We start from the raw sequence: 22,495 nt of genomic DNA on the forward strand, positions 1-22,495 counted from the left end.
CGACCGTGCTGCTCACCATCGACGTAGGCAACACCAACATCGCGCTGGGGCTGCACACCGGCGATGGTGAGCTGCTGCGGGACTGGCGGATGCGCACCGACGCCAGGATCACCGCCGACGAACTCGCGCTGACCATGCGCGGCCTGCTCGGCGAGCACGCCGAGGAGATCACCGGCATCTCCGCGCTGTCCACCGTCCCCGCCGTGCTGCGCGAGCTGCGCGTGATGCTCGCGCAGTACTACGGCAAGGTGCCGCGGGTGATCGTGGAGCCCGGCGTGCGCACCGGGGTCCCACTGCTGGTGGACAACCCCAAGGAGGTCGGGCCGGACCGGGTGATCAACACCCTGGCCGCCCACCACCTGTTCAGCACGGCCTGCATCGTCGTGGACTTCGGCACGTCGACCAACATCGACGTCATCTCCGCCAAGGGCGAGTTCCTCGGCGGGGTGTTCATGCCGGGCATCGAGATCTCCGTGGACGCCCTGGCCGCGCGCGCGGCGGCGCTGCGCAAGGTCGAGATGGTGCGGCCGCGGTCGGTGATCGGGAAGAACACCGTGGAGTGCCTCCAGTCGGGGATCATGTACGGGTTCGCCGGGCAGATCGACGGCCTGGTCGCCCGGATCACCCGTGAGCTGTCCAGGACCGGCCACGGGGGACCGGTGACGGTCATCGCGACCGGCGGCCTGGCCCCGCTGGTGGTGGACGAGTCGATCTCGATCTCGCACCACCGGCCGGACCTGACGCTGCTGGGCCTACGCCTGGTCTTCGAGCGCAACAACTAGTCCGCCTCCCCGGAATTCTAGGTTTGGTCACCCGTCGTGCGAAAGGTGGCGGATAGGCGGCGACCGTGGTGCCGTGCCGTCGCGGTCCCCTTAGGTCGCGGTTGCCGCCTACCCAAGAGCGAAGAGCGCAGTTTGAGCGAGACAGGCCGAGTCGCAGGTGTTGCGGGACGACCTAGCCGGGCTTGAGGATCCGCCCGAGGCTGGCGAAGGTCAGCTCGACCAGGCCGGCCACCCAGGGCGCCGACACGTCGTCGTGGTTCCACAGGACGCCCAGCACACCGCAGGGGCGCAGCACGCGGGTGATCTCGGTGAGCGCGGGCTCGGCGTCGAACCAGTGGAACGCGCGTGACCGACCACCACCGCGTCCACCGACGCGTCGGGCAGCGGGATCCGCTCGGCCGTGCCGTGCCGGGCCCGCGCGGCGGGGTATGGGTCGCTCAGTTCGTGGCCGAAAATGTGTCGTCTACACATCGTCAGCTAAGGGGACCGTGACGGCACCGCGCCACGGTCACCGCCTATCCGCCACTTTTCGCACGACGGGTGACCAACCCTAGAATTCCGGGGAGGCGGACGAGTCGTAGGCTTCCTGCCGTGACTGAAGAGCTTCCAGACGCCGTGACCGCAGACGACCTTCCCGAGCAGATGCGGATCCGTCGGGAGAAGCGGGAGCGGCTGCTCGCCGCCGGAGTGGATCCTTACCCGGTCGAACTCCCGCGCACCCACAGTCTCGCCGACATTCGCGCGGCCTATTCCGAACTGCCGACCGACACCGCCACCGGCGACATCGTCGGAGTGGCCGGTCGGGTCATGTTCCTGCGCAACACCGGCAAGCTCTGCTTCGCCACTCTGCGCGAAGGTGACGGAACCGAACTGCAGGCGATGGTGAGCCTGAACAACACCGGTGAAGAAGCGCTTTCGGCGTGGAAGTCCGATGTCGATCTTGGTGACTACATTTTCGTCTCCGGTGAGGTCATCACCTCTCGTCGCGGTGAGTTGTCGGTTCTGGCCAATGAGTGGCGGATGGCGGCCAAGTCGCTGCGCCCGCTGCCGGTCGCGCACAAGGCGTTGAGTGAGGAAACTCGCATTCGGCAGCGTTATGTCGACCTGATCCTGCGGCCCCAGGCTCGGGAGACCGTGCGCATGCGCGCCGGAGTCGTGCGTTCGCTGCGGGACAGTTTCCACGAACGCGGTTACCTCGAGGTCGAGACGCCGATGTTGCAGACGCTGCACGGCGGCGCCGCGGCGCGGCCGTTCGTGACGCACTCCAACGCGATGGACATGGACCTGTTCCTGCGTATCGCCCCCGAGTTGTATCTCAAGCGGTGCGTGGTGGGCGGGCTGGAGCGGGTCTTCGAGATCAACCGCAACTTCCGCAATGAGGGCAGCGATTCCTCGCATTCGCCCGAGTTCGCGATGCTCGAGTTCTATGAGGCGTACGCCACCTACGACTCGATGGCCGCCTTGACCAGGTCGCTCATCCAGGAGGCCGCGCTCGCGGTCAGCGGCTCGCACGTGGTGACGCTGCACGACGACACCGAATACGACCTGTCCGGCGAATGGACGACGCTGACCATGTACGGGTCGCTGTCGGAGGCGCTCGGCGAGGAGATCACCCCGCAGACCCCCGCCGACCTGCTGCGCAAGCACGCGGCGACGCACGAGCTGAAGGTGGATCCGAAGCTGGGCCACGGCAAGCTCGTCGAGGAACTCTGGGAGCACCTCGTCGGTGATCATCTCTTCGCGCCGACCTTCGTCCGCGATTTCCCGGTGGAGACCTCGCCGCTGACCCGCCAGCACCGCAGTGTCGCCGGGGTGGCCGAGAAGTGGGACCTCTACGTGCGCGGATTCGAGCTGGCCACGGGTTACTCCGAACTCGTCGACCCGGTCGTGGAACGGGAGCGGCTGGAGGATCAGGCCCGGCTCGGCGCGGCCGGAGATGACGAGGCGATGCGCCTCGATGAGGACTTTCTGCGCGCGTTGGAGTACGGAATGCCACCGAGTGGCGGCGTCGGAATGGGCGTCGATCGGCTCCTGATGGCGCTGACCGGCCTCGGTATCCGGGAGACCATCCTGTTCCCCCTGGTACGCCCCGAATGACACGCAGGGGTATCCGGTACTAACGCATTGCCGAGGATTTGCGCTAACCTCCGGCAAGGAGTATTTATATCCGTGACGGCCGTGCACCCATTGGGCAGGCCACATTCACGCCCGGAGGAGACGCAATGGCTCAGAAGGTTACGGTTTCGCTGGTCGACGACCTCGACGGCTCGCAGGCCGCCGAGACCGTCGAGTTCGGTCTCGATGGCGCCTCTTACCAGATCGATCTGTCCTCCGACAATGCCGAGAAGTTGCGCGAAGCGCTTGCCGACTTCGTCGACAGCGCGCGCCGTTCCGGTGGCCGCAAGCGCGCGGTGAAGGTGGCCGTCGGCCGCGCGCCGCGGGCGGCTTCGGCCGATCGCGAGCAGAACCAGGCAATTCGTGAGTGGGCCCGCAAGCAGGGCATGAAGGTCTCCGACCGCGGCCGAATCCCCTCCGAGGTCCTCGACGCGTACAACGAACAAGCGTAACCAGGCAAGCTCAACGAACAAGGGGCCATCCGTGACGTGAACTGCTCCCCGGAAGTTGGACTGGTAATCCAGTTCCGTCTTCCGGGGAGCGGTTTGGTGTATCCAGGTAGTTCGTTGTCGGAGCGGCAGCGGGAGGCTGCTGTCGCGTTGTTCGAGGCCGGGTATGGCAGAGGCGCGGTCGCGACCCGGCTGGGTGTGTCCCCGGACGCGGTGGGACGCTTGCATGATCGTTGGAGGCTGCGAGGCGCGGGGGCGCTGGTGATGGTGCCGGGCAAGCGGTCGTTCACGTTCGAGTTCAAGCTCGATGTGGTGCGGCGGTTCGTCAGCGGTGAGGCGACCGCGATCGAGCTCGCGCGCGAGCATGACCTGTCCTCGCCCAAGCTGGTCGAGAACTGGGTGCGGCTGTATCGGCGTGAGGGCGCCGAAGCGTTGCGGCCCAAGCCGAAAGGGCGGCCGCCCGCCGGTGACACGCGATCGCCCGCGCCGGCGCCAAGCGAGCTGGAGCGGTTGCGGCGGGAGAACCTGCGGCTGTCCGCGGAGGTGGCCTACCTAAAAAAATTGCGGGCCTTGAGGGAGCAGGGGCGAGGGTGAAAACCCAGGTCATCGCCACTCTCAAGGCCGACTATCCGCTGCCGGTGCTGCTGGAGGTCGCCGGTGTGGCCCGGTCGACGTTCTTCTACCAGCAGGCCCGGCTGTCGCGCCCCGATCCGCACGCGGGTCTCAAGGCCGCGATCACCGAGGCGTTCGAGCAGGCTCGTGGCCGATACGGGCATCGGCGGATTCACCTCGTGCTGGCCCGCCAGGGCCGGCGGGTGGCCAAGAAGACCGTGCTCAAGCTGATGAACACCCTGGGCCTGGTCTGCAAGGTGCGGCGGCCGCGGCGGTATCGGTCCTGGCTCGGGCAGGCAGGCACGGTCGCCGAGAACGTGCTGAACCGCCAGTTCAGCGCCCAGGCCCCCGACACGAAGTGGGTCACCGACGTCACCGAGTTCCGCATCGCGGACCGCAAGATCTACCTGTCACCGGTGATCGACCTGTTCGACCGATCCGTCATCGCCTACACCCACGGCCCGTCCCCGTCGCTGGAACTGACGAACTCCTCGCTGCGCGAGGCCATCGCCACCCTGAACGCCGGGGCCACACCGCTGGTGCACTCCGACCAGGGCTTCCAGTACCAACACGCCTCCTGGCGCGCGCTGCTGGCCGACGCGGGTCTGCCGCAGTCGATGTCCCGGCGAGCCAACTGCCTGGACAACTCACTCGCCGAGAACTTCTTCGGCCACCTCAAGGAGGAAATGTTCAACCATGACACGTTCGGCACCGTCGAGGAGTTCACCACAGCCCTGGACGAGTACCTCGACTGGTACAACAACACCCGCATCTCCACCACGCTGAAGGGCCTGAGCCCGGTCGAATACCGAGCCCAGGCCCTCGCGCCCTAACCTTTACTTACGCAGTCCAACTTCCGGGGAGCGGTTCAGACGACGGATGGCCCCTTGCTCGTATTGGTGAATATTCGGCGAATCCGCGCTCAAAGCTTGCGGCTCAGGCGTGGACAGGTTGAGCACTCTCCGCCACCGGAGTCGAGCAGATAGTGGAAGCAGCAGCTTTCCCGGCGCCGGGTCCATTGGGTCGGGCCATCCGATTTCGGGGCGGGCCGCAGGTTCGACGCGGAGGTGAACGGCGCACGGCCCTCGCCCAGCGCGAGTGCGGCGTCGAGTACGCCAGCGCCCTCGTCGCCGCTGGTGCGGCCCGCCAGCCACAGCGCGCCCTCCAAGGCGTCGGTCGCCGCGGCCCACAGGGTGTGGTTGCCGAAGCGGACCTGCGGGCCGAAGCGGGCGATGAACTGGGCGGCGTGGGTGCGGAACCGGCCGCGCAGGACCGCGGCCAGAGCCTGTTCGTCGGCGACCACGACGGCCTGCGGGGTGCCCGCGGCCGGGTCGTCGGGCAGACAGACGAAGTACGGCGAGAGCAGCGCGATGGTGTCGGGGTCGGTCTTCTCCGCGTCGCGGTGGAAGGCCAGGTCGGACGGGCGGATCGACGGCACCCGGCGCTCATGGTGGAAGAGCAGGCCCGCTGCATACGCGGGGACCGAGAGGTACCAGGTCATCAGATACCCGGAGACCGTTCTATCGGGTGATTCTCCGTAGGACTCGTCCAGCCAGCCCGCGAGGTCGGCACGCCAGGTGGAGAATCCAGCCGGATCGTTCAGGAAGACCTCGCAGTTCATCCAGCCCGCGGGATCGGCGGGCAGGCCGAACCGGAGCACGTCGCGGTCGGTCTGGACGCTGTTGATCCGGTGCACGGAGGCGGCGAGATAGGCCTGGCCCAGGCGGGCGGCGGTCGTCATCGCGCCCCGGGGGTGGGATGCGGTCCCGTTCGCATCGGCGCCCCTCTCTTCTTTGGTGAGGCTTGCCTAACCTTACCGCGAAGATCGCGAACGCGCCTGTGACTCGGCTCATGGGAAGAAGGCCGTGTTCGCGCTCAGCGGACAACCCCCGTTTCGCGGAATCCGACCAGGCCAGCGCACGTTGTGGACGGTGAAGGGACCACCAAACGGCGGTTGGGCACGAAGTGGCACTGAGAGCTCACGCCCGGCCTACTACAGTGGTCCCACGGTGCTGAATCCACTAGAAGGAAGTGGAGAAGGGCCGCCGGCGCAGCAGTCAGGGAGTGCGAATGTTCGAGAGGTTCACCGACCGCGCGAGGCGGGTGGTCGTCCTGGCCCAAGAAGAGGCCCGGATGCTCAACCACAACTACATCGGCACCGAGCACATCCTCCTGGGCTTGATCCACGAGGGTGAAGGTGTCGCCGCGAAGGCGCTGGAGTCGTTGGGGATCGCGCTGGAAGGCGTGCGGCAGCAGGTCGAGGAGATCATCGGCCAGGGCCAGCACGCGCCGAGCGGGCACATCCCCTTCACCCCGCGGGCGAAGAAGGTCCTGGAGCTGTCGCTGCGTGAGGCGCTGCAGCTGGGCCACAACTACATCGGCACCGAACACATCCTGCTCGGGCTCATCCGCGAGGGCGAGGGCGTGGCCGCCCAGGTCCTGGTGAAGCTGGGCGCCGACCTGAACCGGGTGCGCCAGCAGGTGCTGCAGCTGCTCTCGGGCTACCAGGGCGGCGAGAAGGCCGCCGAGTCCGGCGGCCGCGGCGAGGGCACCCCGTCCTCGTCGCTGGTGCTCGACCAGTTCGGCCGCAACCTGACCGCGTCGGCCCGCGAGGGCAAGCTCGACCCGGTCATCGGCCGCACCAAGGAGATCGAGCGGGTCATGCAGGTGCTGTCTCGCCGCACCAAGAACAACCCGGTCCTCATCGGCGAGCCCGGCGTCGGCAAGACCGCCGTCGTCGAGGGCCTGGCGCAGATGGTGGTCAAGGGCGAGGTGCCCGAGACCCTCAAGGACAAGCAGCTCTACACCCTCGACCTCGGCTCGCTCGTGGCCGGTTCCCGCTACCGCGGTGACTTCGAGGAGCGCTTGAAGAAGGTCCTCAAGGAGATCAAGACCCGCGGCGACATCATCCTGTTCATCGACGAGATCCACACCCTCGTCGGCGCGGGTGCCGCCGAGGGCGCGATCGACGCGGCCTCCATCCTCAAGCCGATGCTGGCCCGCGGCGAGCTGCAGACGATCGGCGCCACGACGCTCGACGAGTACCGCAAGTACGTCGAGAAGGACCCGGCGCTGGAGCGCCGCTTCCAGCCGATCCAGGTCGGCGAGCCCTCCCTTGAGCACACCATCGAGATCCTCAAGGGCCTGCGCGACCGGTATGAGGCGCACCACCGCGTCACCATCACCGACAAGGCGCTGGTCGCGGCGGCCACCCTGGCCGACCGCTACATCAACGACCGTTTCCTGCCGGACAAGGCGATCGACCTCATCGACGAGGCGGGCGCGCGGATGCGCATCCGCCGGATGACCGCGCCGCCGGACCTGCGCGAGTTCGACGAGAAGATCGCCGACGTCCGCCGGGACAAGGAGTCCGCGATCGATGCACAGGACTTCGAACGGGCCGCGAAGCTGCGCGACAACGAGAAGCAGCTGCTCGGCCAGAAGTCCGAGCGGGAGAAGCAGTGGAAGGACGGCGACCTCGACGTCGTCGCCGAGGTCGACGACGAGCAGATCGCGGAGGTGCTGGCCAACTGGACCGGCATCCCGGTGTTCAAGCTGACCGAGGAGGAGACCTCCCGCCTGCTGCGCATGGAGGACGAGATCCACAAGCGGATCATCGGCCAGGAAGACGCGGTCAGGGCTGTCTCCCAGGCGATCCGCCGCACGCGGGCTGGTCTGAAAGACCCGAAGCGGCCGTCCGGGTCGTTCATCTTCGCCGGCCCGTCCGGCGTCGGCAAGACGGAGTTGGCCAAGACGCTGGCGAACTTCCTCTTCGGCGACGACGACGCCCTCATCCAGATCGACATGGGCGAGTTCCACGACCGTTACACCGCCTCGCGGCTCTTCGGTGCCCCTCCCGGGTACGTGGGCTACGAGGAGGGCGGCCAGCTGACCGAGAAGGTCCGGCGCAAGCCGTTCTCGGTGGTGCTGTTCGACGAGATCGAGAAGGCGCACCAGGAGGTCTACAACACCCTCCTGCAGGTGCTGGAAGACGGGCGTCTGACCGACGGCCAGGGCCGCACGGTGGACTTCAAGAACACCGTGATCATCTTCACCTCGAACCTCGGCACCCAGGACATCTCGAAGGCCGTCAGCCTTGGCTTCACCGGCGGCAACGACCAGGGGTCGAACTACGAACGGATGAAGAACAAGGTCAACGACGAGCTCAAGAAGCACTTCCGGCCGGAGTTCCTCAACCGCATCGACGACATCATCGTCTTCCACCAGCTCACCCGTGAGCAGATCATCACGATGGTGGACCTGATGGTCGCCCGCGTGGAGAAGCAGCTGAAGAGCAAGGACATGGCCATCGAGCTGACCGACAGGGCCAAGTCCCTGCTGGCCAAGCGCGGGTTCGACCCCGTGCTGGGCGCCCGCCCGCTGCGGCGCGCGATCCAGCGCGAGATCGAGGACCAGCTGTCGGAGAAGATCCTGTTCGGGGAGATCCAGCCCGGCCAGATCATCATCACCGACGTCGAGGGTTGGGACGGCAGCGACGAGCAGAGCCACGACAAGGCGACCTTCGTCTTCCGCGGCGAGCCCAAGCCCAGCAAGGTCCCCGACGTTCCCCCGGTCGAGCTGTCGGCTCCGGCCGCGGCCGACCAGGGCGGCGAGCCGGAAGCCGCTTCCGGCGAGTAAGGATCGGACACTTCGAGGGCGGTCTCCCCGGTTCGGGGAGGCCGCCCTCGGCGTTTGTCAGCCGGACGGCCCAACGACACCCCCGGACACGGTGAACGCGTCGCGCGGCCACGGCGGGCGCGTGGGGCATCCTGGACATATGGGCTTGCAGGAGGACCCGTTCGACTGGCGGGAAACGAAAGACGGCCAAGTACTGATCTCACGTGGGGGCCGCACGGTCACCACCGTGCGGGGACCCGCGGCCGCGGCACTGCTGGGCAAACTCGCCCGGACCGATGAGGACGGTGCGCAACAGCTGCTGGCACGCGCCACGGGCAACTACAAGCGGGGAAACGAGAGGCCGTGACGTTGCGACTCGACGAGGTACTCCACGAACCGGAACCCCCCAAACCCCGGCGTCGCTGGGTGACCGTGGCGGTGGGCTTCTTCGTGCTCGTCCTGTTGGGAATGACGGTCCTGCGACTCGGCGGGATCGACCGCAACCGGTACACCACGGCGATCCTCGCGCTGACCCCGTACCTGGCGGCCTTCGGCTTGGTCATCACCTTCCTGGCCCTGGCCCTGCGCAGGCGACTGTTGGCCTTCACGGCTCTGCTGATGGCCGTCGCCCTGGCCTTCATGCTCGTCCCGCGCTACCTGGCCGACGGCGAATCCCTGCCCACCGGACAGCGACTCCGCGTCATGTCCGCCAACCTCCTCATCGGCGGCGCCGACACCACCACCCTGATGCGATTGATCCGCGACGCCCGCGTCGACGTGCTGACCCTGCAGGAGGTGACCCCGCAAGCCTTGACCGCTTTGGACTTGGCTGGAATCCGCGAACTCCTCCCACACCGGGTCGGCAACGCTCTGCCGGGCGCCTCGGGGAGCGTGATCCTGGCCAAGGTCCCGCTTCGCCAGATCATCTTGATCGAGGGAACCCTGTTCGACCAGCCCGCCGCCGTGCTGGACCTGTCCGGCCAGACCGACGTCGAGATCATGTCGGTGCACGTGTGTCCACCGGTGGAGAACGCAGACGACCGCGCCCGCTGGGAGTCCGACCTGCGGAAGCTGCCGTCGCCGGACTCCAAAGGCAGGCCACGAATCCTGTCGGGGGACTTCAACGCCACATTGGACCATCGCGAGTTCAGCGCGGTACTGGACCGTGGCTACTCCGACAGCGCCGAGCTGATCGGGGAAGGCATGCGCCCAACATGGTCGCAGTTCCCTTATGGACCCCCGGTGACAATCGACCACGTACTGATCGACCGCAGACTGGGAGCCGCCGAGGTAAAGGTCTACGACCTCCCAGGCAGCGACCACAACGCACTACTGGCAGAGATCGCCATCCCAAGATCGCTTTGACATGGCACCCAAGACCGAGCCGGCCTAGTGAAGCCGCGCGTCGATCTCCGACAACGCCTCAACCGCACCCATCGGCAGCGAGACACCCCGCCCATGCCGAACCTCCGGCTCACGAGGATTGATCCGAATCAACGCACCAGTAGCCGCACTCGCAAGCTCAGCGTGACGACGGACAGTGGGGATGGCGTTGCCCGCTCCAATCTCGATGACTACAAGCTTTCTGCCGAGTTGCGCCCGGCGCCAGGTGGCGAGAGCGTCCAGATCACGCTGACTCCGATCAGGCACCCACGTGTAATCCCCGAACATCAAGATATTCGGCCGAGCCAGCGCACCACACGACGGACACTCCGGTAAGGGGCCGGTGGCACGCATGGTCTCCGGGTCGATCTCGATGTCCATCTGCGCATCCCAGATCGCGGACCGGCACGGCAGCAGGCACTGCAAGTGGTGGATAGACCCATGCACCTCAGCGACCGACGCGAACCCCGCCTTCTGGAACTGTCCATCCACATTGGACGTAAACGCCCGAGCGCCCCACCGCCGCAAAATGTCGAACCCCACATGCGGCACCGTCGACCGGTACAGACGCAGCCGATGCCCGTAGAAGCCCCAAGCCAGCTCAGGATCACTCCCGAAATGCACCGGGTCGGCGATCTCCACGAAGCTCAGACCCAGCCGCTCATACGGCGGGTAGGCCCGCCAGAAGCCCTCGTCCCCACGGAAGTCGGGCAAACCGGAGTCCACGCCCATCCCCGCGCCCGCGCACACCAGCACGGCGTCAGCCTCGCCGACTAAATCAGCCGCCTGGTCGAGCGCCGCCCTCACTCGGCCGCGCGCGGACCCGCGCTCTGCACCACCTCGAACTCCAGCAGGCTCGACCCGGTCGCCACCGGCTTCGCGCGCTGACCGGCGTGGGCCTCGCGGGCCGAGCCGGTGGCCCAGGCCTGGAAGTCCGCTTCGGTTTCCCAGCGGGTGTAGACGAAGTAGCGGGTCTCCCCGGCGGTCGGGCGCAGCAGTTCGAACCCGAGGAACCCGGGCTCACCCTCGACAGCACCCAGCCGCGCGGCGAAGCGCTTCTCCAGTTCCTCGCCCGCGCCTTCCGGGACCTCAATCGCGTTGATCTTCACCACGGCCATGCCCCCAGCTTAGCCGCGCTGTCGCGCGGCATCAGACCCGCCGCGTGTGGCACTCCTGACCGGCCAGACAGCCGAAGAACGTGCCGGTGAGGTCAGCGCAGTGTGCCGGGATAGAGGAACTCGTCCGCGGGCTGTTTCGCGTCGCGGAACCAGGCGTCGAAGAAGGGGCGGAGGTTCTGGCCGGACACGTTCGTCGCCAGGTCCTCGAAGTCCGGCCAACTGGCGTTGCCGTCCTTGTGGGCGGCGATCCAGTCCTTGAGGACCTTGCCGAAGGCGTCCTCGCCGATCTGGCGGCGCAGGGCGTGCAGGGCGAGCTGGCCCTTGTCGTAGACGGCGGTGAACTCGTTGCCCGCGCCCATGTCGTAGAGCTTGCGGTTCCAGAAGCGCGACCGGTCCTGGTTGCGCGCGACCTCGGTGCGATAGCGCTCATCGAGGTTGACGCCCTCCTTGGCCTCCGCCCAAAGCCACTGCGCGTAGGAGGCGAAGCATTCGTTGAGGCAGATGTCGGCCCAGGTCTTGACCGACACCGTGTCGCCGAACCACTGGTGGGCCAGTTCGTGGACGACGACCTCCAACTCGGCCCACTTGGCGTAGATCGGCCTGCCCTGGGTCTCCAGGGAGAAGCCGATGTTCTCGTTGAGGTAGATGCCGCCCGCCGCGCTCTGCGGGTAGGGGCCGAACTTGGTGCTGAGGAAGTCCAAGACCTCGGGCATCCGGGCCTGGACCGCCTTCTTGTCCTCGGTCCCCGGCGCGTAAGCGTTGACCACTGGGGTGCCGTCGGCCAGCGTCGAGCGCTCGAAGGTCCACTTGTCGATGCCGATGGTGGTCAGGTACGTCGCGATCCGGGTCGGCTCGACCCAGTTGTACGTCGTCCAGCCGCCCTCGGCCACCGCTGGCTCCTCGCGGCCGTTGGAGACCACGCTCCAGCCGTCGGGCACGCGCGCGGCCAGCCGGAACGTGGCCTTGTCGCTGGGGTGGTCGTTCACCGGGAACCAGTGGCTGGCCACGTGCGGCTCGCCCGCGGCGAACGCGCCGCCGGACTTGGCGATCTGCCAGCCGCCCGCGCCGAGGCCCTTGTCCTCGCTGGGCTCCGGCACCCCCGCGTAGCGGACCCTGGTGGCGAACTTGGCGCCCGCCGCGATCGGCGTGGCCGGGGTGATCACCAATTCGTGCTTGCCCTCGCGGGCGGCCTCGGCCGGCTTGCCGTCGACCTCGACGGAGGTCACGTCGAAGCCGATCAGGTCGAGGTTGAACGTGGTCAGCGCGCTGGTCGCGGTGGCGGTGACCACCGTGTCGCCGGTGAGCTGCTTGGCGGGTGGGTCGTAGCTGACCGACACGGCGTAGTTCTCCACGTCGTAGCCGCCGTTGCCGTCCTTCGGGTAGTACGGGTCGCCGATGCCGTCGGCCGACGCGGGGCCGGGCGCCACCGTTGTGCGGGCGGTCGGCGGTGCGACGGGGTCGGGCGCGGGGGTGCCGCACGCGGTGAACGCCACCGCGGTCAGCAGGACGCATGACACGCGCACGACCCGGTACATCTAGGACACTCCAACTCGTCGGGGAATCCCCATCATGGCGGGCACGCTGTGTTGTCAGGGTTGCTTTCGGGCAGACTCGGCGCCATGCGGGTCGAGTTCGGCGGCGAGGGACAGCCCATCCTGCTGCTGCACGGTCTGATGGGCCGGGCGAGCACCTGGTGGCCGGTCGCGGACTGGCTCACCGCCTACGGCCGCGTCGTCGGCCTCGACGCGCGGTCCCACGGCCGCAACCTGCACCGCGGCGGCCGGTGGCGCACGCCGGACTTCGTCGCCGACATCGCCGAGATCCTTTCCGAACTCGGCCCGACCGTGCTCATCGGACACTCGATGGGCGGGCTGCACGCGGTGGTCGCCGCCGCCGAACACCCCGACCTGGTGCGCGCGGTGGTGGCCGAGGACATGGCCGTCGACCTGCGCGGACGCACCGCCGACGGCTGGCGCGCGCTGTTCGACGCGTGGCCGACGCCGTTCCCGTCGCTGCGGCACGTGCGGGACTTCTTCGGGGTGCTCGGCCCCTACTTCGCCGAGTGCGTGCGCGAGGGGGACCGCGGCTACGAGCTGCTCTCCGACATCGACGACCTGTTCGAGATCGCGAGCGAATGGGGCACTCAGGACTATTGGGACAGTGTCGACAAGGTCCAGTGCCCGCTGCTGTCGATCGAGGCCGGGTACTCGATCATGCCGCCCGGCCAGCAGGCCGAGATCGCCCAGCGCGCGGGCGGGCGGCACCTGGTGGTCCCCGGCGCGGGCCACGTGGTGCACGTCGACGCGCCCCAGGTCTACCGGGGCGCCGTCGAGGCGTTCCTGTCCGACGTCCTAGGCCGCTAGAGGCGTGACCACGAACGTCGCCAGGCTCTCGACGGCCCAGCTTCCGGCTGGGCGCACCGCCGGAAAGCCCAAGTACACCCAGTACGAGCGGCATTCCGGCGGCACACCCAGCGGAAACCTGGATCCGCCGATAGCCCGACAACGTTCATGGACACGCCACTATCGGGTCGATCTCCATGGTCGCGGTGTCGATCACCGCGACCTGCCTGGCCCTGGCACGGATCGCCGGGACGGGGAACACCGTGCCGAACCCGGTGACGACCTCGGCCTCGGACACGCCTTGGACCAGCGTGCAGTGCGGCATCCAGGACCCGGGCAGGTAGTACGCGTTCGGGTTGCGGACCTTGCCCGCGAGCACGTCGTGGACGGCCGAGTGCACCGCCAGCAGCTCGGCGTCGGTCACGGCGGCGAGCATCAGCACGTTCTCGCTGGCCGAGAAGGTCGACAGGGCGGCCAGCCAGATGCTCGGGATGGACAGCAGCCCGAGGTCGGCCCGCAGTGCCGAGCGGGTCTTCTTCGGGATGTCGGTGGCCATCGCCAGGGTCAGGTGCGGCGGGAACTTGCGCGCCGATGGCAGGCCCGTGGCGTCCAGCCGGGCCCACAGCGCCCGGATCTCGGCGTCGGCCTGCTCGTCGAACAACACCACCACACCCTGAGCCATGCGCATTAGATTATCCGTCGAGCAACGCCCGCCAGTCGCGCGACTCGACCATGGTCCGGCCGCCGAGGGCCTGGGCGGCGCAGGCGGCGTGGCTGCCGTCGGCGGGGTCGACCCGGCGGACCAGCGACGGCCACGCCGCGGACCCGATGAGGCCGCTCTCGTCCTCGGTGTCGGTCCCGTAGCAGGTCTCGCCTGCCACGCCCGCGCGCGCGGCGTAGCGGCTCATCGCGGCGAAGGTGGACGCGCCGAAGACGCCGTCGGTGGGCAGGTCCTCGCCTCGGTCGCGCAGCAGGTGCTGGGCGGCGAGCACGCGGGCGCCGGTGTCGCCGGGGCGCAGCAGCGGCCAGCTGTCGGGCTCGACCACCGGCTCGGCCAGCCGCTCGCCGACCTTGGCGCGCAGCTCCGGGAGACGGCGGTAGAGCACGTCGCCGGGGCACTGGGTGCTGGAGAAGTCGCGGTGGCCGCGGATCTGGGTGGGCTTGATGCCGTACTCGCGGGCGATGAACGTCACCAGCTCCACCAGCGCCGCCCACTGCTGGTCGGGCATCGTGGCCGCGGTGTAGAGACCCTCGTTCTCGATGCCGATGACCTGGCTGTTGCGGTTGGCGACGTTGGCGCCCTGGACATGCTTGGTCCCGGTGCGGACCGCGTCGAGGCTGCCGTGCCTGCCCTCGGTGATGTGGCCGCCGCGGCTGTTGGTGAACTGCTGGCCCGTGTCGATCCAGCCCCGGCGGTCCATGTGGTAGTTCTGGATGGCCCTGGACAGCTTGAACGCGTGCGGCCGGGAGAAGTCGGTGGTGTTCGGCGTGGCGGTGTGGTGCACGACGATGAACGTCGGCGGGTGGTCCAGCAGCGCGATCGGCTCGGCGGGCAGGCGGGCACCCCAGGACGTGGTGTCCCAGACGGTGAAGTCGGCGGCGGCGGCGGTGCCCGCGGGCAGGGCCGTGGCGGCGATGCCCAGGGTGACACCGGTGCGGAGCAAGTCGCGGCGAGTGAGGGCCAAGGCGGCCTCCCAAGGTCAGTGTTCGCCGGGCAGCGCGAACAGTCCGTCGGTCGTCTGCTCGACCAGGCCGTCGACCAACAGCGAGTCCAGGCACCGGTCGCGCTGTCCAGGGTCAGGCCAAACCTGGTCGAGGCGCGACTTGGCGGCGGGCTCGGCCGACCCGCGCAGAACGTCCAAAAGCAACCCCCGGACCTGCCGGTCGGTGCCCGCGAACCGTTGGGGCGCTTTGGAAGGACCGGTGTAGGCGGGCCGCCCGGCGCGCTGCCATGCGCACGTGGACAGCACCGGACAGTCCACACAGCGGGGTGAACGCGCCGTGCACACCAAAGCGCCCAGTTCCATGAGCGCCGCCGACACCCGCGCGGCCTCGGCGTCGGCAGCGGGCAGCAGCGCGTCGACGTCGGCGAGGTCGCGCGTCGTGGACGGCGGACCGGCCTCACCTGCGCCATGGACAGCCCGCGCGACCACCCGGCGGACGTTGGTGTCGACCACCGGCGCGCGCCTGCCGTAGGCGAACGCGGCCACCGCCCGCGCGGTGTAGGCGCCGATGCCGGGCAGCGCGAGCAGCGTGTCGACGTCGGCGGGGACGACGTCGCCGTGGTCGGCGGCGATCACCCCCGCCGCGGCGTGCAGCCGCAGCGCCCGGCGCGGGTAGCCGAGCTTGCCCCAGGCCCGCACGACCTCGCCCTGGCTCTCGGCGGCCAGGGCGGAGGGCACGGGCCAGCGGGCCAGCCAGTCCTGCCAGATCGGCTCGACCCTGGCGACCGGGGTCTGCTGCAGCATGATCTCGCTGACCAGCACACCCCAGCCGGTCGTCGCGGGCTTCCGCCATGGCAGGTCGCGGGCGTTGGCGTCGAACCAGTCGACTACGGCTATGACGTCCATCGCCTCGATAAGTTAGTCGACTTCGGTAAGCAGAGCGGTGTTCACGTCGTAGACGAAGCCGCGCACCTCGTTGTGCAGCAGGAACGGGCTGCGCCGCACCCGCTCCATCGACTGCCGGACGCTGTCCTTGACCTCGCGGAAGGCCTCCACGGCCCACGGCGGGCGCAGGCCGGTGTCGCGTTCGAGTTCGTCCTTGAAGTCGTCCTCGGTGATCGTCGCCAGGCCGCACAGGGTGTGCTGCATGACGATCACCTCGGTGGTCTTGAGGCGCCGCTGGCTGATCGCCAGGGAGCGGATCACGTCGTCGGTGACCACGCCGCCCGCGTTGCGCAGGATGTGCACCTCGCCGTGCTTGAGACCGAAGACGTCGAACACCTTGATGCGGGCGTCCATGCAGGTCACCACGGCCAGATGCAGGCTCGGCATCGGCGTCAGGATGTTCGGAGCACCGTGGTCGGGTCCGTCGAGGTGGCGCTGGAGCAGGTCGTCAGTGGCGGCCATGGGCACCTCCGGGTCGTGGGACGATGTGACAGAGATTGGAACGCCCCTCTCGAGGTTCGGACAAGGCTGAATAGACGAATCTCACTGATTGTGGACGAACTGGGAACGCGACACCGCCCGATCGTGGGGGGCGAATAACATCGCTGTGGGTGGTCGTGGCGTTACCGTTTCCGGGGTGAACGACCCATCCGGACCAGTCTCGCGGGGTGTGTACTTGCGACGGCGCGCGTACGCCGTCGGAGGTTCTGTGCTCGGCGTGGTCGCTCTCGTCTGGCTGATCGGCGGCTTGATCGGCAGTGAGGCCGACCCGGAGCTGCAGGGCATCCTCGCGGCGATCCAGTCGAGCGTGCCGCCGTCGACGGTGTCGAGCCCGCCCGCGTCGTCGAGCACCGCGCCTCCGTCTTCTGGCGAGACGTCGCCGCCCGCCGCGCCGACCACTCCGCCGCCACCGCCGCCCGACCCGAACCTGCCGTGTCCCGACGCGGCGATCGGGGTCACGGCGGAAGTGGGCGCGCCCGCCTACCGGGTGGGCCAGCGGCCCGCCCTGAAGCTGATCGTGACCAACGCGGGGCCGGTGCCGTGCACGCGTGACGTGAGCGACGAGGCTCGGCAGCTCGTGATCACGTCCCCGGACGGCTCGGTGCGGGTTTGGTCCAGCAACGACTGCTACTCGCCCAAGGGCCCCGAGCCGCGGATCTTGCAGGCCGGGGAGCGTTTGGAGTTCGCGGTGAACTGGGCAGGCCGAACATCGGCGCCAGGCTGCCCACGCAAGCGCACGACGGTCCAGGCAGGCGTCTACGCCGTGACACCGCACTTGGGCACCCTCGTGGGCCCCGCGGTCCCGCTGACCCTCACCGCGCGGTAAACCGGCCTACGGGCCGAACCAGCGCTCCTCGATCGTCCTAGGCGGCGCCGACGTCTGCCCGATGATCAGCTCGGTGTCCAGCGTGATCTCCCGCGGCCGAGTCGGGTCGGGACTGGCGAGCAGCAGCTTGCCCGCGGCCTTCCCCTTCTCCAGCACCGGCTGGCGCACAGTCGTCAGACCGACCCGCTCGGCCTCGGTGATGCCGTCGAACCCGGTGATCGTCAAGTCCTGAGGCACCCGCAGCCCACGCCGTTTGGCCTCCGTCATCGCACCCAGGGCCAGGATGTCCGACGTGCAGATCAACGCCGTCACGTCGCGATCCGCGTCGAGCACCTGGGCCGCCGCCGACGCCCCGCTCGCCGTCGTGTGGTCGAACCGCTCGACGACGGGGATCCTGGCCCAGTCGACGCCGACTCTGGTGAAGGCCTCGGAGAGGCCAGCCAGTCGGGTGCGCTGGACGTGGAAGTGGGCTTCCTGCTGACGCTGGATCGCGGCGAAGCCGTCGTTGCGGTCGCGGGCAAGGCGCATGCAGATCACACCGACGCGGCGGTGGCCCAAGGTGATCAGCTCGTTGGCCAGCCGCATGATCGCGCCGCGGTCGTCGATGCCGACGCGGTCGACTCCCTCGACGGTGGGCTGGTCGGCGACCACGGTCGGGACCGGTCGCGACAGGACCGCGGCCAGGTGGGGGTCGTCGTCGGGTACCGAGTAGACGACGAAGCCGTCCACACCGGCCCGGTGGACCGCGGCGACATCCTCGCGTTCGGGGTTGACCGGCACCAGGTGCAGGCCCTGGCCCGCGCCCTCGCAGGCCAATGCCAGTCCTTCGAGGAAGCCCAGGGCCGCCGGGTCACGGAAGGCGTAGGAGAGATTCTCGGTGAGCAGCAGGCCGACCGCGCCCGCCTTGCGGGTGCGCAGCGACCGCGCGACCGGGTCGGGACCGGGGTAGCCCAGCCGCCGGGCGGTCTCCAACACCCGCCTGCGCAGCTCGGGTGAGAGCTGGTCAGGGCGGTTGTAGGCGTTGGACACCGTGGTGCGGGACACCCCGAGTTCCGCCGCCAGCGATGCCAGCGTCGCAGGTCGTCGCACATGCATAGACCGGGCCATGGAGCTGACCGTAACGGTTCAGAACCAATTGCAGAAGTCCGGCCCGTGCTCTCCGGGTCCGGCGGGGGTCACCCAGTCGAGTGCCCACAGGCGGCTTTGGTGACGTATGCTTCCAATCGACAACGGTTTCCATTGTCGACCACCTGCGCTGATCGTCCCCAGGAGTGCCCATGACCATCCGTCCATCACGTTCCGTCGCGGCGGGCGTCGCGGTCCTGACCCTGCTCGGCGTGACCGCGTGCGGCGAGCCGTCGACGGTGGCCTCGGAGCAAGGCAAGACAGTCGTGGTCACCTCGACGGTCGTGTGGGGCAGCGTCGTGCGGGCGATCGGCGGTGAGCGGGTCGCGGTGCGGTCGATCATCAGTGATCCGGCGGGCGACCCACACGGCTATGAGGCCAAGCCTGCCGATTCGGCGGCCTTCCAGGGCGCCAAGCTCGCGGTGTCCAACGGTGGCGGCTACGACGACTTCTTCGCCGGGCTCGCCAACACCGCGGGCGGCGACCTGCGCAAGATCGTCGCGGTCGACTCGAATGAGAAAATCGCGGCGGACGGCTCCGGGCGCGACCACGCCAACGAGCATGTCTGGTACGACTTCCACACCGTCGAGGTGGTCGCGGGCCATATCGCCGACGAGCTCTCGGCCGTCGACCCGGCCAACAAGGCCGAGTTCGCGGCCAACGCAGAGGCCTTCGGCAAGAAGATCGAGGAGTTGGCGGCCAAGGCCGAGGCGATCGGCAAGGCGAGGCCGGGCGTGAAGATCGTGGCCAGCGAGCCCGTCGCGGGCCTGCTTCTCGAACACGCCGGGTTGACCGACGCCACGCCGGAGGAATTCGCGGAGGCCATCGAGGAGGAGACCGACCCGCCCGCCGCCGCCGTCGCCGCGACCGAGGCGCTGGTCACCGAGAAGCAGGTGGCGGCGCTGATCTACAACGAGCAAGCCGAGACCCCGGTGACCAAGTCCATCAAGGACAAGGCCGTCGCCGCGGGCATCCCGGTGGTGACCGTGACCGAGACGCTGCCACCCGGTGTGACCAGCTACCTTGACTGGATGACCAAGCAGGTCGAATCGCTCTCGGGAGCCTTGGCGGTGGCATGACGGTAGACCGAGGTTCGCGCACGGAAGCGACGCCCACAGCCGACGTCGCGGCCCCGGCGATCTCCCTGCGCGGCGCGCGCCTGTCCTATGGGGACCGTCGGCTGTGGGACGGGCTTGACCTCGACGTGCGGCCCGGCGAGTTCATCGCCGTGCTCGGGCCCAACGGGTCGGGCAAGACCAGCCTGCTGCGGGTCCTGCTCGGCCTGCAGGAGCTCAGCGCGGGCACGGTCACCGTCGCGGGCGCGGCGCCCGGCAAGGGCAACAGCCACATCGGCTACATCCCGCAACAGCGCGCGCTCGAACCGAGCCTGGCGCTGCGCGGGCGCGACCTGGTCGGGCTCGGATTCGACGGCCACCGCTGGGGCATGGGCATCGCGGGCAGGCGCGCGCGGGCGGCCAGGGTCGATGAGGTCCTCGCCGAAGTCGGCGCGACCGGGTTCGCCGACCGGTCTGTCGGCCTGCTCTCCGGCGGTGAGCAACAGCGGCTGCGGGTGGCCCAAGCGCTGGTCAACGACCCGCGGGTGCTGCTGTGCGACGAGCCGCTGCTGTCGCTCGACCTGGCGAACCAGGCCGCGGTCAGCTCCCTGATCGACGCCCGCAGGCGCGCGGCGGACACCGCGGTCCTGTTCGTCACCCACGAGATCAACCCGATCCTCCCGCTGGTCGACCGCGTGCTCTACCTGGTCGACGGCCGCTTCCGGGTCGGCTCGCCCGAGGAGGTCATGACCTCGGCGACGCTCACCGCGCTGTACGGGACCACCGTCGAGGTCGTGCGCGTGCGCGGCCAGATCCACGTCATCGGGGCACACAGCGACCTGTGCGAGGACACCCCGCACCACCACGGAGAACACTGACGTGGACAATATCTTCGACTTCGAGCTGACCGCGACGCTGCTGCGTTTGGACTTCGTCCTCGCCGCGCTGCTCGCGGCGGCGGTCCTTGGGCTGCTCGCGGGTGTGCTCGGGCCGCTGATCGTCAGCCGGAACATGGCTTTCTCTGTGCATGGGACGAGCGAACTGGCTCTGACCGGCGGCGCTGCGGCGCTTTTGCTGGGCTGGGACATCGGCGGGGGTGCGCTGGCGGGTGCCATCGTGGCCGCCGTCGTGCTGGGCCTGCTGTCGCGGCGCAGTTCCGACTACGACTCGGTGATCGGCGTGGTGCTCGCCTTCGGCCTGGGGCTGGGCGTGCTCATGCTGTGGCTCTACCGGGGCCGCGCGTCGAACAAGTTCGGGCTGCTCACTGGGCAGATCGTCGGTCAGGACTTCGCCAGCCTCAGCCTGCTGATCGGCTGCGCGCTCGGGGTGTTCGTGGTGCTCGCGGTGATCTATCGGCCGTTGTTGTTCGCGAGCGTGGATCCTGAGGTGGCTCGGGCCCGGGGGGTGCCGACCACGCTGCTGGCGGTGGTCTTCGCGGTGCTTGTGGGGGTCGCGACGGCGCTGGGTGTGCGGACGGTGGGGTCGTTGCTGGTCTTGGCCCTGATGGTGACGCCTGCCGCCGCTGCCTGCCGGGTGACCGCCAATCCTGTGCGCGCGACGGTGTTGGCGGTGGTGTTCGCCGAGATCTCGGCGGTGGGCGGGATCGTGCTGTCGCTGGCTCCGGGGGCGCCGGTCAGCGCGTTCGTCACGGCGATCTCGTTTTTGATCTATGTGGTTTGTTGGATGATCAGCCGGTCGCGGCGGCTGGTTCGCGCTTAGTGCAGCAGTAGCAGGACCTGTAGTTCGCCTACCAGGCCGCCGATGAATGCGCCGACGGCTATCAGTTTCCACTCGTCCTGGCGGAATGCGGGGCGTAGTAGGCCCTCGTATTCGATGCGGGTCAGGCGGTTCATTTTGGTGGCTATGGTGTTGCCGATGTCCAGTGCCTCGGTGGCGTAGGGCTCGGCGCGGAGGGCGGTGTCGCCCAGGTAGGTCATGGCTTTGTCCGCGGCGGCGTGTTTCATTTCCTGGAAGCGTTTGGTGCCTACGGCTATGGCGACGAAGGGTTTGGCGATGCTGGCCTGTTCGTCGACGGTCTTCTGGACGATGCGCTGGATCATGGTGAGCAAACGGTCGGACTTGGGGCCGCGCAGGATGCCGTCGATGATGTTCGGGACGGTCATGACCTCGCGCGCCACCAAGTCTCCGTATTGTTTGGCGACCTCATTGCGGCGGCGTTGGAAGACGCCCTGGAAGGGGAAGATGCCGAGGATTCGGGTGCGTTCGCGGGGAAAGAAGACCAGCTTGATGGCCAGCCAGTCGGTTACCCAGCCGATAGTCGCGCCGAAGATTGGGAGGATCAGCGGTTCCTGGGTCAGGCCCCAAACGATTGTCTGGACTATGCCGAGGGCGAAGCCGAAGTAGATGCCGCAGCGGGCGATGAAGGCCATTTCCGGGCGGGAGATGTCGCGGACCAGGCGGACCAGAAGCTCAGAGTCGCGCTGGAGGGCGTCAACGGCGACCTGTTCGACGTCGAGGACCTCGCCGATGTCGGTCTGGATCTCGTGCATGATCTTCTTGACCATGACCGGCGCCCCGGCCTGCACCTGTTTGATGATCAGGTCCTGGGCCAGCACCGGCAGCATCTCCCAAAGCTGCGGGTGGTAGCGCTCCATGACGTCGCGGGCGATCTCCTCGATCGTCATCAGCAGCGGGCCCTGGATGCGCCGGGCGACCTCGTCGGCGTCGAGGCGGTCGGCGATCTCGCGCGGGTCGATCAGGCGGGTGGTGATCAGCCGGGCCGAAATCCGGATCATCCGCGCCGAGCCGCGTGGGACCACGCCCTGCCAGCCGAGGTAGGGCTTCCAGACGCCGACGAAGGTCAGCGGTCGGAACATCATCTCGATGGCGACGCGCTTGGTCACGTAGCCGATGGCGGCGGCGATGAACGGCATCGAGACGTAGACCGGCCATTGGGCCGCGAAGTCCTGGATCACGCGACCCTCCTCGGCTACTGGCAGG

At 68.6% G+C, this 22,495-nt stretch carries 24 protein-coding genes and 1 pseudogene; 14 read left to right on the top strand and 11 right to left on the bottom strand.

Annotated elements, in window-relative coordinates; translation table 11 throughout:
* Positions 1-5: 5 nt before the first annotated feature.
* Positions 6-782 (top strand): type III pantothenate kinase, encoded by a 777-nt coding sequence (locus BN1701_RS36105; protein WP_054056207.1) that lies wholly within the window; start codon positions 6-8, stop codon positions 780-782.
* Positions 783-954: 172 nt separating this feature from the next.
* On the opposite strand, the gene BN1701_RS38340 is transcribed toward BN1701_RS36105, so the two are convergent.
* Positions 955-1,077 carry a hypothetical protein gene (locus tag BN1701_RS38340; RefSeq protein ID WP_369800639.1) on the bottom strand — a complete coding sequence of 41 codons (123 nt, stop codon included), beginning with the start codon at positions 1,075-1,077 and terminating at the stop codon, positions 955-957.
* Positions 1,078-1,424: 347 nt separating this feature from the next.
* On the opposite strand from BN1701_RS38340, the gene lysS reads away from it, so the two are divergent.
* The 5 genes and pseudogenes from lysS (at position 1,425) to BN1701_RS36110 (ending at position 4,791) form a co-directional block, all read left to right on the top strand.
* Positions 1,425-2,879 carry a lysine--tRNA ligase gene (gene lysS, locus BN1701_RS28625; RefSeq protein ID WP_054056208.1) on the top strand — a complete coding sequence of 485 codons (1,455 nt, stop codon included), beginning with the start codon at positions 1,425-1,427 and terminating at the stop codon, positions 2,877-2,879.
* Positions 2,880-3,004: 125 nt separating this feature from the next.
* Entirely contained in the window at positions 3,005-3,349 is a 345-nt protein-coding gene (locus tag BN1701_RS28630; protein ID WP_054053936.1) for an Lsr2 family protein, read from the top strand.
* Positions 3,350-3,445: 96 nt separating this feature from the next.
* Positions 3,446-3,544: pseudogene (locus BN1701_RS38345) on the top strand (hypothetical protein); the annotation flags it as partial.
* A gap of 24 nt (positions 3,545-3,568) precedes the next feature.
* The gene (locus BN1701_RS37640) at positions 3,569-3,940 is read left to right on the top strand and encodes a helix-turn-helix domain-containing protein (protein ID WP_231949588.1); all 372 of its coding nucleotides are present in this window, start codon (positions 3,569-3,571) and stop codon (positions 3,938-3,940) included.
* Positions 3,937-4,791: an IS3 family transposase gene (locus BN1701_RS36110; protein ID WP_054048734.1), complete on the top strand. Its 855-nt coding sequence runs from the start codon at positions 3,937-3,939 to the stop codon at positions 4,789-4,791. The genes BN1701_RS37640 and BN1701_RS36110 overlap by 4 nt, the downstream gene beginning before the upstream one ends.
* Before the next feature lie 89 nt (positions 4,792-4,880).
* Here the strand turns inward: BN1701_RS36110 and BN1701_RS28645 are convergent, their stop codons facing one another.
* Positions 4,881-5,699 (bottom strand): (2Fe-2S)-binding protein, encoded by an 819-nt coding sequence (locus BN1701_RS28645; protein ID WP_082860117.1) that lies wholly within the window; start codon positions 5,697-5,699, stop codon positions 4,881-4,883.
* 329 nt (positions 5,700-6,028) lie between these two features.
* On the opposite strand from BN1701_RS28645, the gene BN1701_RS28650 reads away from it, so the two are divergent.
* From BN1701_RS28650 to BN1701_RS28660, 3 genes are all read left to right on the top strand, one after another.
* The gene (locus BN1701_RS28650) at positions 6,029-8,596 is read left to right on the top strand and encodes an ATP-dependent Clp protease ATP-binding subunit (protein WP_054053938.1); all 2,568 of its coding nucleotides are present in this window, start codon (positions 6,029-6,031) and stop codon (positions 8,594-8,596) included.
* A 139-nt stretch (positions 8,597-8,735) separates the two neighbouring features.
* A complete protein-coding gene (locus BN1701_RS28655; RefSeq protein WP_054053940.1) occupies positions 8,736-8,942 on the top strand; it encodes a hypothetical protein in 207 nt (68 codons plus the stop codon).
* A complete protein-coding gene (locus tag BN1701_RS28660; RefSeq protein ID WP_054053942.1) occupies positions 8,939-9,940 on the top strand; it encodes an endonuclease/exonuclease/phosphatase family protein in 1,002 nt (333 codons plus the stop codon). The genes BN1701_RS28655 and BN1701_RS28660 overlap by 4 nt, the downstream gene beginning before the upstream one ends.
* A 24-nt stretch (positions 9,941-9,964) precedes the next feature.
* On the opposite strand, the gene BN1701_RS28665 is transcribed toward BN1701_RS28660, so the two are convergent.
* The 3 genes from BN1701_RS28665 to BN1701_RS28675 all read right to left on the bottom strand — a co-directional run bounded on the left by BN1701_RS28665 (position 9,965) and on the right by BN1701_RS28675 (position 12,611).
* Entirely contained in the window at positions 9,965-10,765 is an 801-nt protein-coding gene (locus tag BN1701_RS28665) for a Sir2 family NAD-dependent protein deacetylase (protein ID WP_054053944.1), read from the bottom strand.
* Positions 10,762-11,076, bottom strand: coding sequence for an antibiotic biosynthesis monooxygenase (locus BN1701_RS28670; protein WP_054053947.1), 315 nt, complete (start codon positions 11,074-11,076; stop codon positions 10,762-10,764). Before BN1701_RS28670 ends, BN1701_RS28665 begins: the two co-directional genes overlap by 4 nt.
* 92 nt (positions 11,077-11,168) lie before the next feature.
* Positions 11,169-12,611 (bottom strand): M1 family metallopeptidase, encoded by a 1,443-nt coding sequence (locus BN1701_RS28675; RefSeq protein ID WP_054053950.1) that lies wholly within the window; start codon positions 12,609-12,611, stop codon positions 11,169-11,171.
* Positions 12,612-12,695: 84 nt separating this feature from the next.
* Here BN1701_RS28675 and BN1701_RS28680 point away from each other — a divergent pair, with 84 nt between their 5' ends.
* Positions 12,696-13,439 (top strand): alpha/beta fold hydrolase, encoded by a 744-nt coding sequence (locus BN1701_RS28680; RefSeq protein ID WP_054053952.1) that lies wholly within the window; start codon positions 12,696-12,698, stop codon positions 13,437-13,439.
* 145 nt (positions 13,440-13,584) lie between these two features.
* Here BN1701_RS28680 and BN1701_RS28685 read toward each other — a convergent pair whose 3' ends face one another.
* From BN1701_RS28685 to BN1701_RS28700, 4 genes are read right to left on the bottom strand one after another with little or no spacing between them, the layout of a single operon-like run.
* A complete protein-coding gene (locus tag BN1701_RS28685; protein ID WP_054056210.1) occupies positions 13,585-14,100 on the bottom strand; it encodes a 2'-5' RNA ligase family protein in 516 nt (171 codons plus the stop codon).
* Positions 14,101-14,110: 10 nt separating this feature from the next.
* Positions 14,111-15,103: a peptidoglycan recognition family protein gene (locus tag BN1701_RS28690; RefSeq protein ID WP_054053954.1), complete on the bottom strand. Its 993-nt coding sequence runs from the start codon at positions 15,101-15,103 to the stop codon at positions 14,111-14,113.
* A 15-nt stretch (positions 15,104-15,118) separates the two neighbouring features.
* A complete protein-coding gene (locus BN1701_RS28695; RefSeq protein WP_054053955.1) occupies positions 15,119-15,988 on the bottom strand; it encodes an A/G-specific adenine glycosylase in 870 nt (289 codons plus the stop codon).
* A 12-nt stretch (positions 15,989-16,000) separates the two neighbouring features.
* Positions 16,001-16,489 carry a carbonic anhydrase gene (locus BN1701_RS28700; RefSeq protein ID WP_054053958.1) on the bottom strand — a complete coding sequence of 163 codons (489 nt, stop codon included), beginning with the start codon at positions 16,487-16,489 and terminating at the stop codon, positions 16,001-16,003.
* Between the two features lie 214 nt (positions 16,490-16,703).
* On the opposite strand from BN1701_RS28700, the gene BN1701_RS28705 reads away from it, so the two are divergent.
* Positions 16,704-17,354, top strand: coding sequence for a hypothetical protein (locus BN1701_RS28705; protein ID WP_157368272.1), 651 nt, complete (start codon positions 16,704-16,706; stop codon positions 17,352-17,354).
* A gap of 6 nt (positions 17,355-17,360) precedes the next feature.
* Here BN1701_RS28705 and BN1701_RS28710 read toward each other — a convergent pair whose 3' ends face one another.
* Positions 17,361-18,461 (bottom strand): LacI family DNA-binding transcriptional regulator, encoded by a 1,101-nt coding sequence (locus BN1701_RS28710; RefSeq protein ID WP_054053962.1) that lies wholly within the window; start codon positions 18,459-18,461, stop codon positions 17,361-17,363.
* 170 nt (positions 18,462-18,631) lie between these two features.
* Here BN1701_RS28710 and BN1701_RS28715 point away from each other — a divergent pair, with 170 nt between their 5' ends.
* The 3 genes from BN1701_RS28715 to BN1701_RS28725 are packed head-to-tail and all read left to right on the top strand — an operon-like array spanning position 18,632 to position 21,253.
* Positions 18,632-19,558 (top strand): metal ABC transporter solute-binding protein, Zn/Mn family, encoded by a 927-nt coding sequence (locus tag BN1701_RS28715; protein WP_054053964.1) that lies wholly within the window; start codon positions 18,632-18,634, stop codon positions 19,556-19,558.
* The gene (locus BN1701_RS28720) at positions 19,555-20,412 is read left to right on the top strand and encodes a metal ABC transporter ATP-binding protein (protein ID WP_054053966.1); all 858 of its coding nucleotides are present in this window, start codon (positions 19,555-19,557) and stop codon (positions 20,410-20,412) included. The genes BN1701_RS28715 and BN1701_RS28720 overlap by 4 nt, the downstream gene beginning before the upstream one ends.
* A gap of 1 nt (position 20,413) precedes the next feature.
* Complete coding sequence (locus tag BN1701_RS28725; protein ID WP_054053968.1) at positions 20,414-21,253, top strand: metal ABC transporter permease; 840 nt, start codon at positions 20,414-20,416, stop codon at positions 21,251-21,253.
* Here BN1701_RS28725 and BN1701_RS28730 read toward each other — a convergent pair.
* Positions 21,250-22,428: a DUF445 domain-containing protein gene (locus tag BN1701_RS28730; RefSeq protein ID WP_054056211.1), complete on the bottom strand. Its 1,179-nt coding sequence runs from the start codon at positions 22,426-22,428 to the stop codon at positions 21,250-21,252. The two genes, BN1701_RS28725 and BN1701_RS28730, sit on opposite strands and share 4 nt — an antisense overlap.
* Between the last annotated feature and the right edge of the window lie 67 nt (positions 22,429-22,495).

It is taken from the genome of Alloactinosynnema sp. L-07, assembly GCF_900070365.1.
Taxonomy (GTDB): domain Bacteria; phylum Actinomycetota; class Actinomycetes; order Mycobacteriales; family Pseudonocardiaceae; genus Actinokineospora.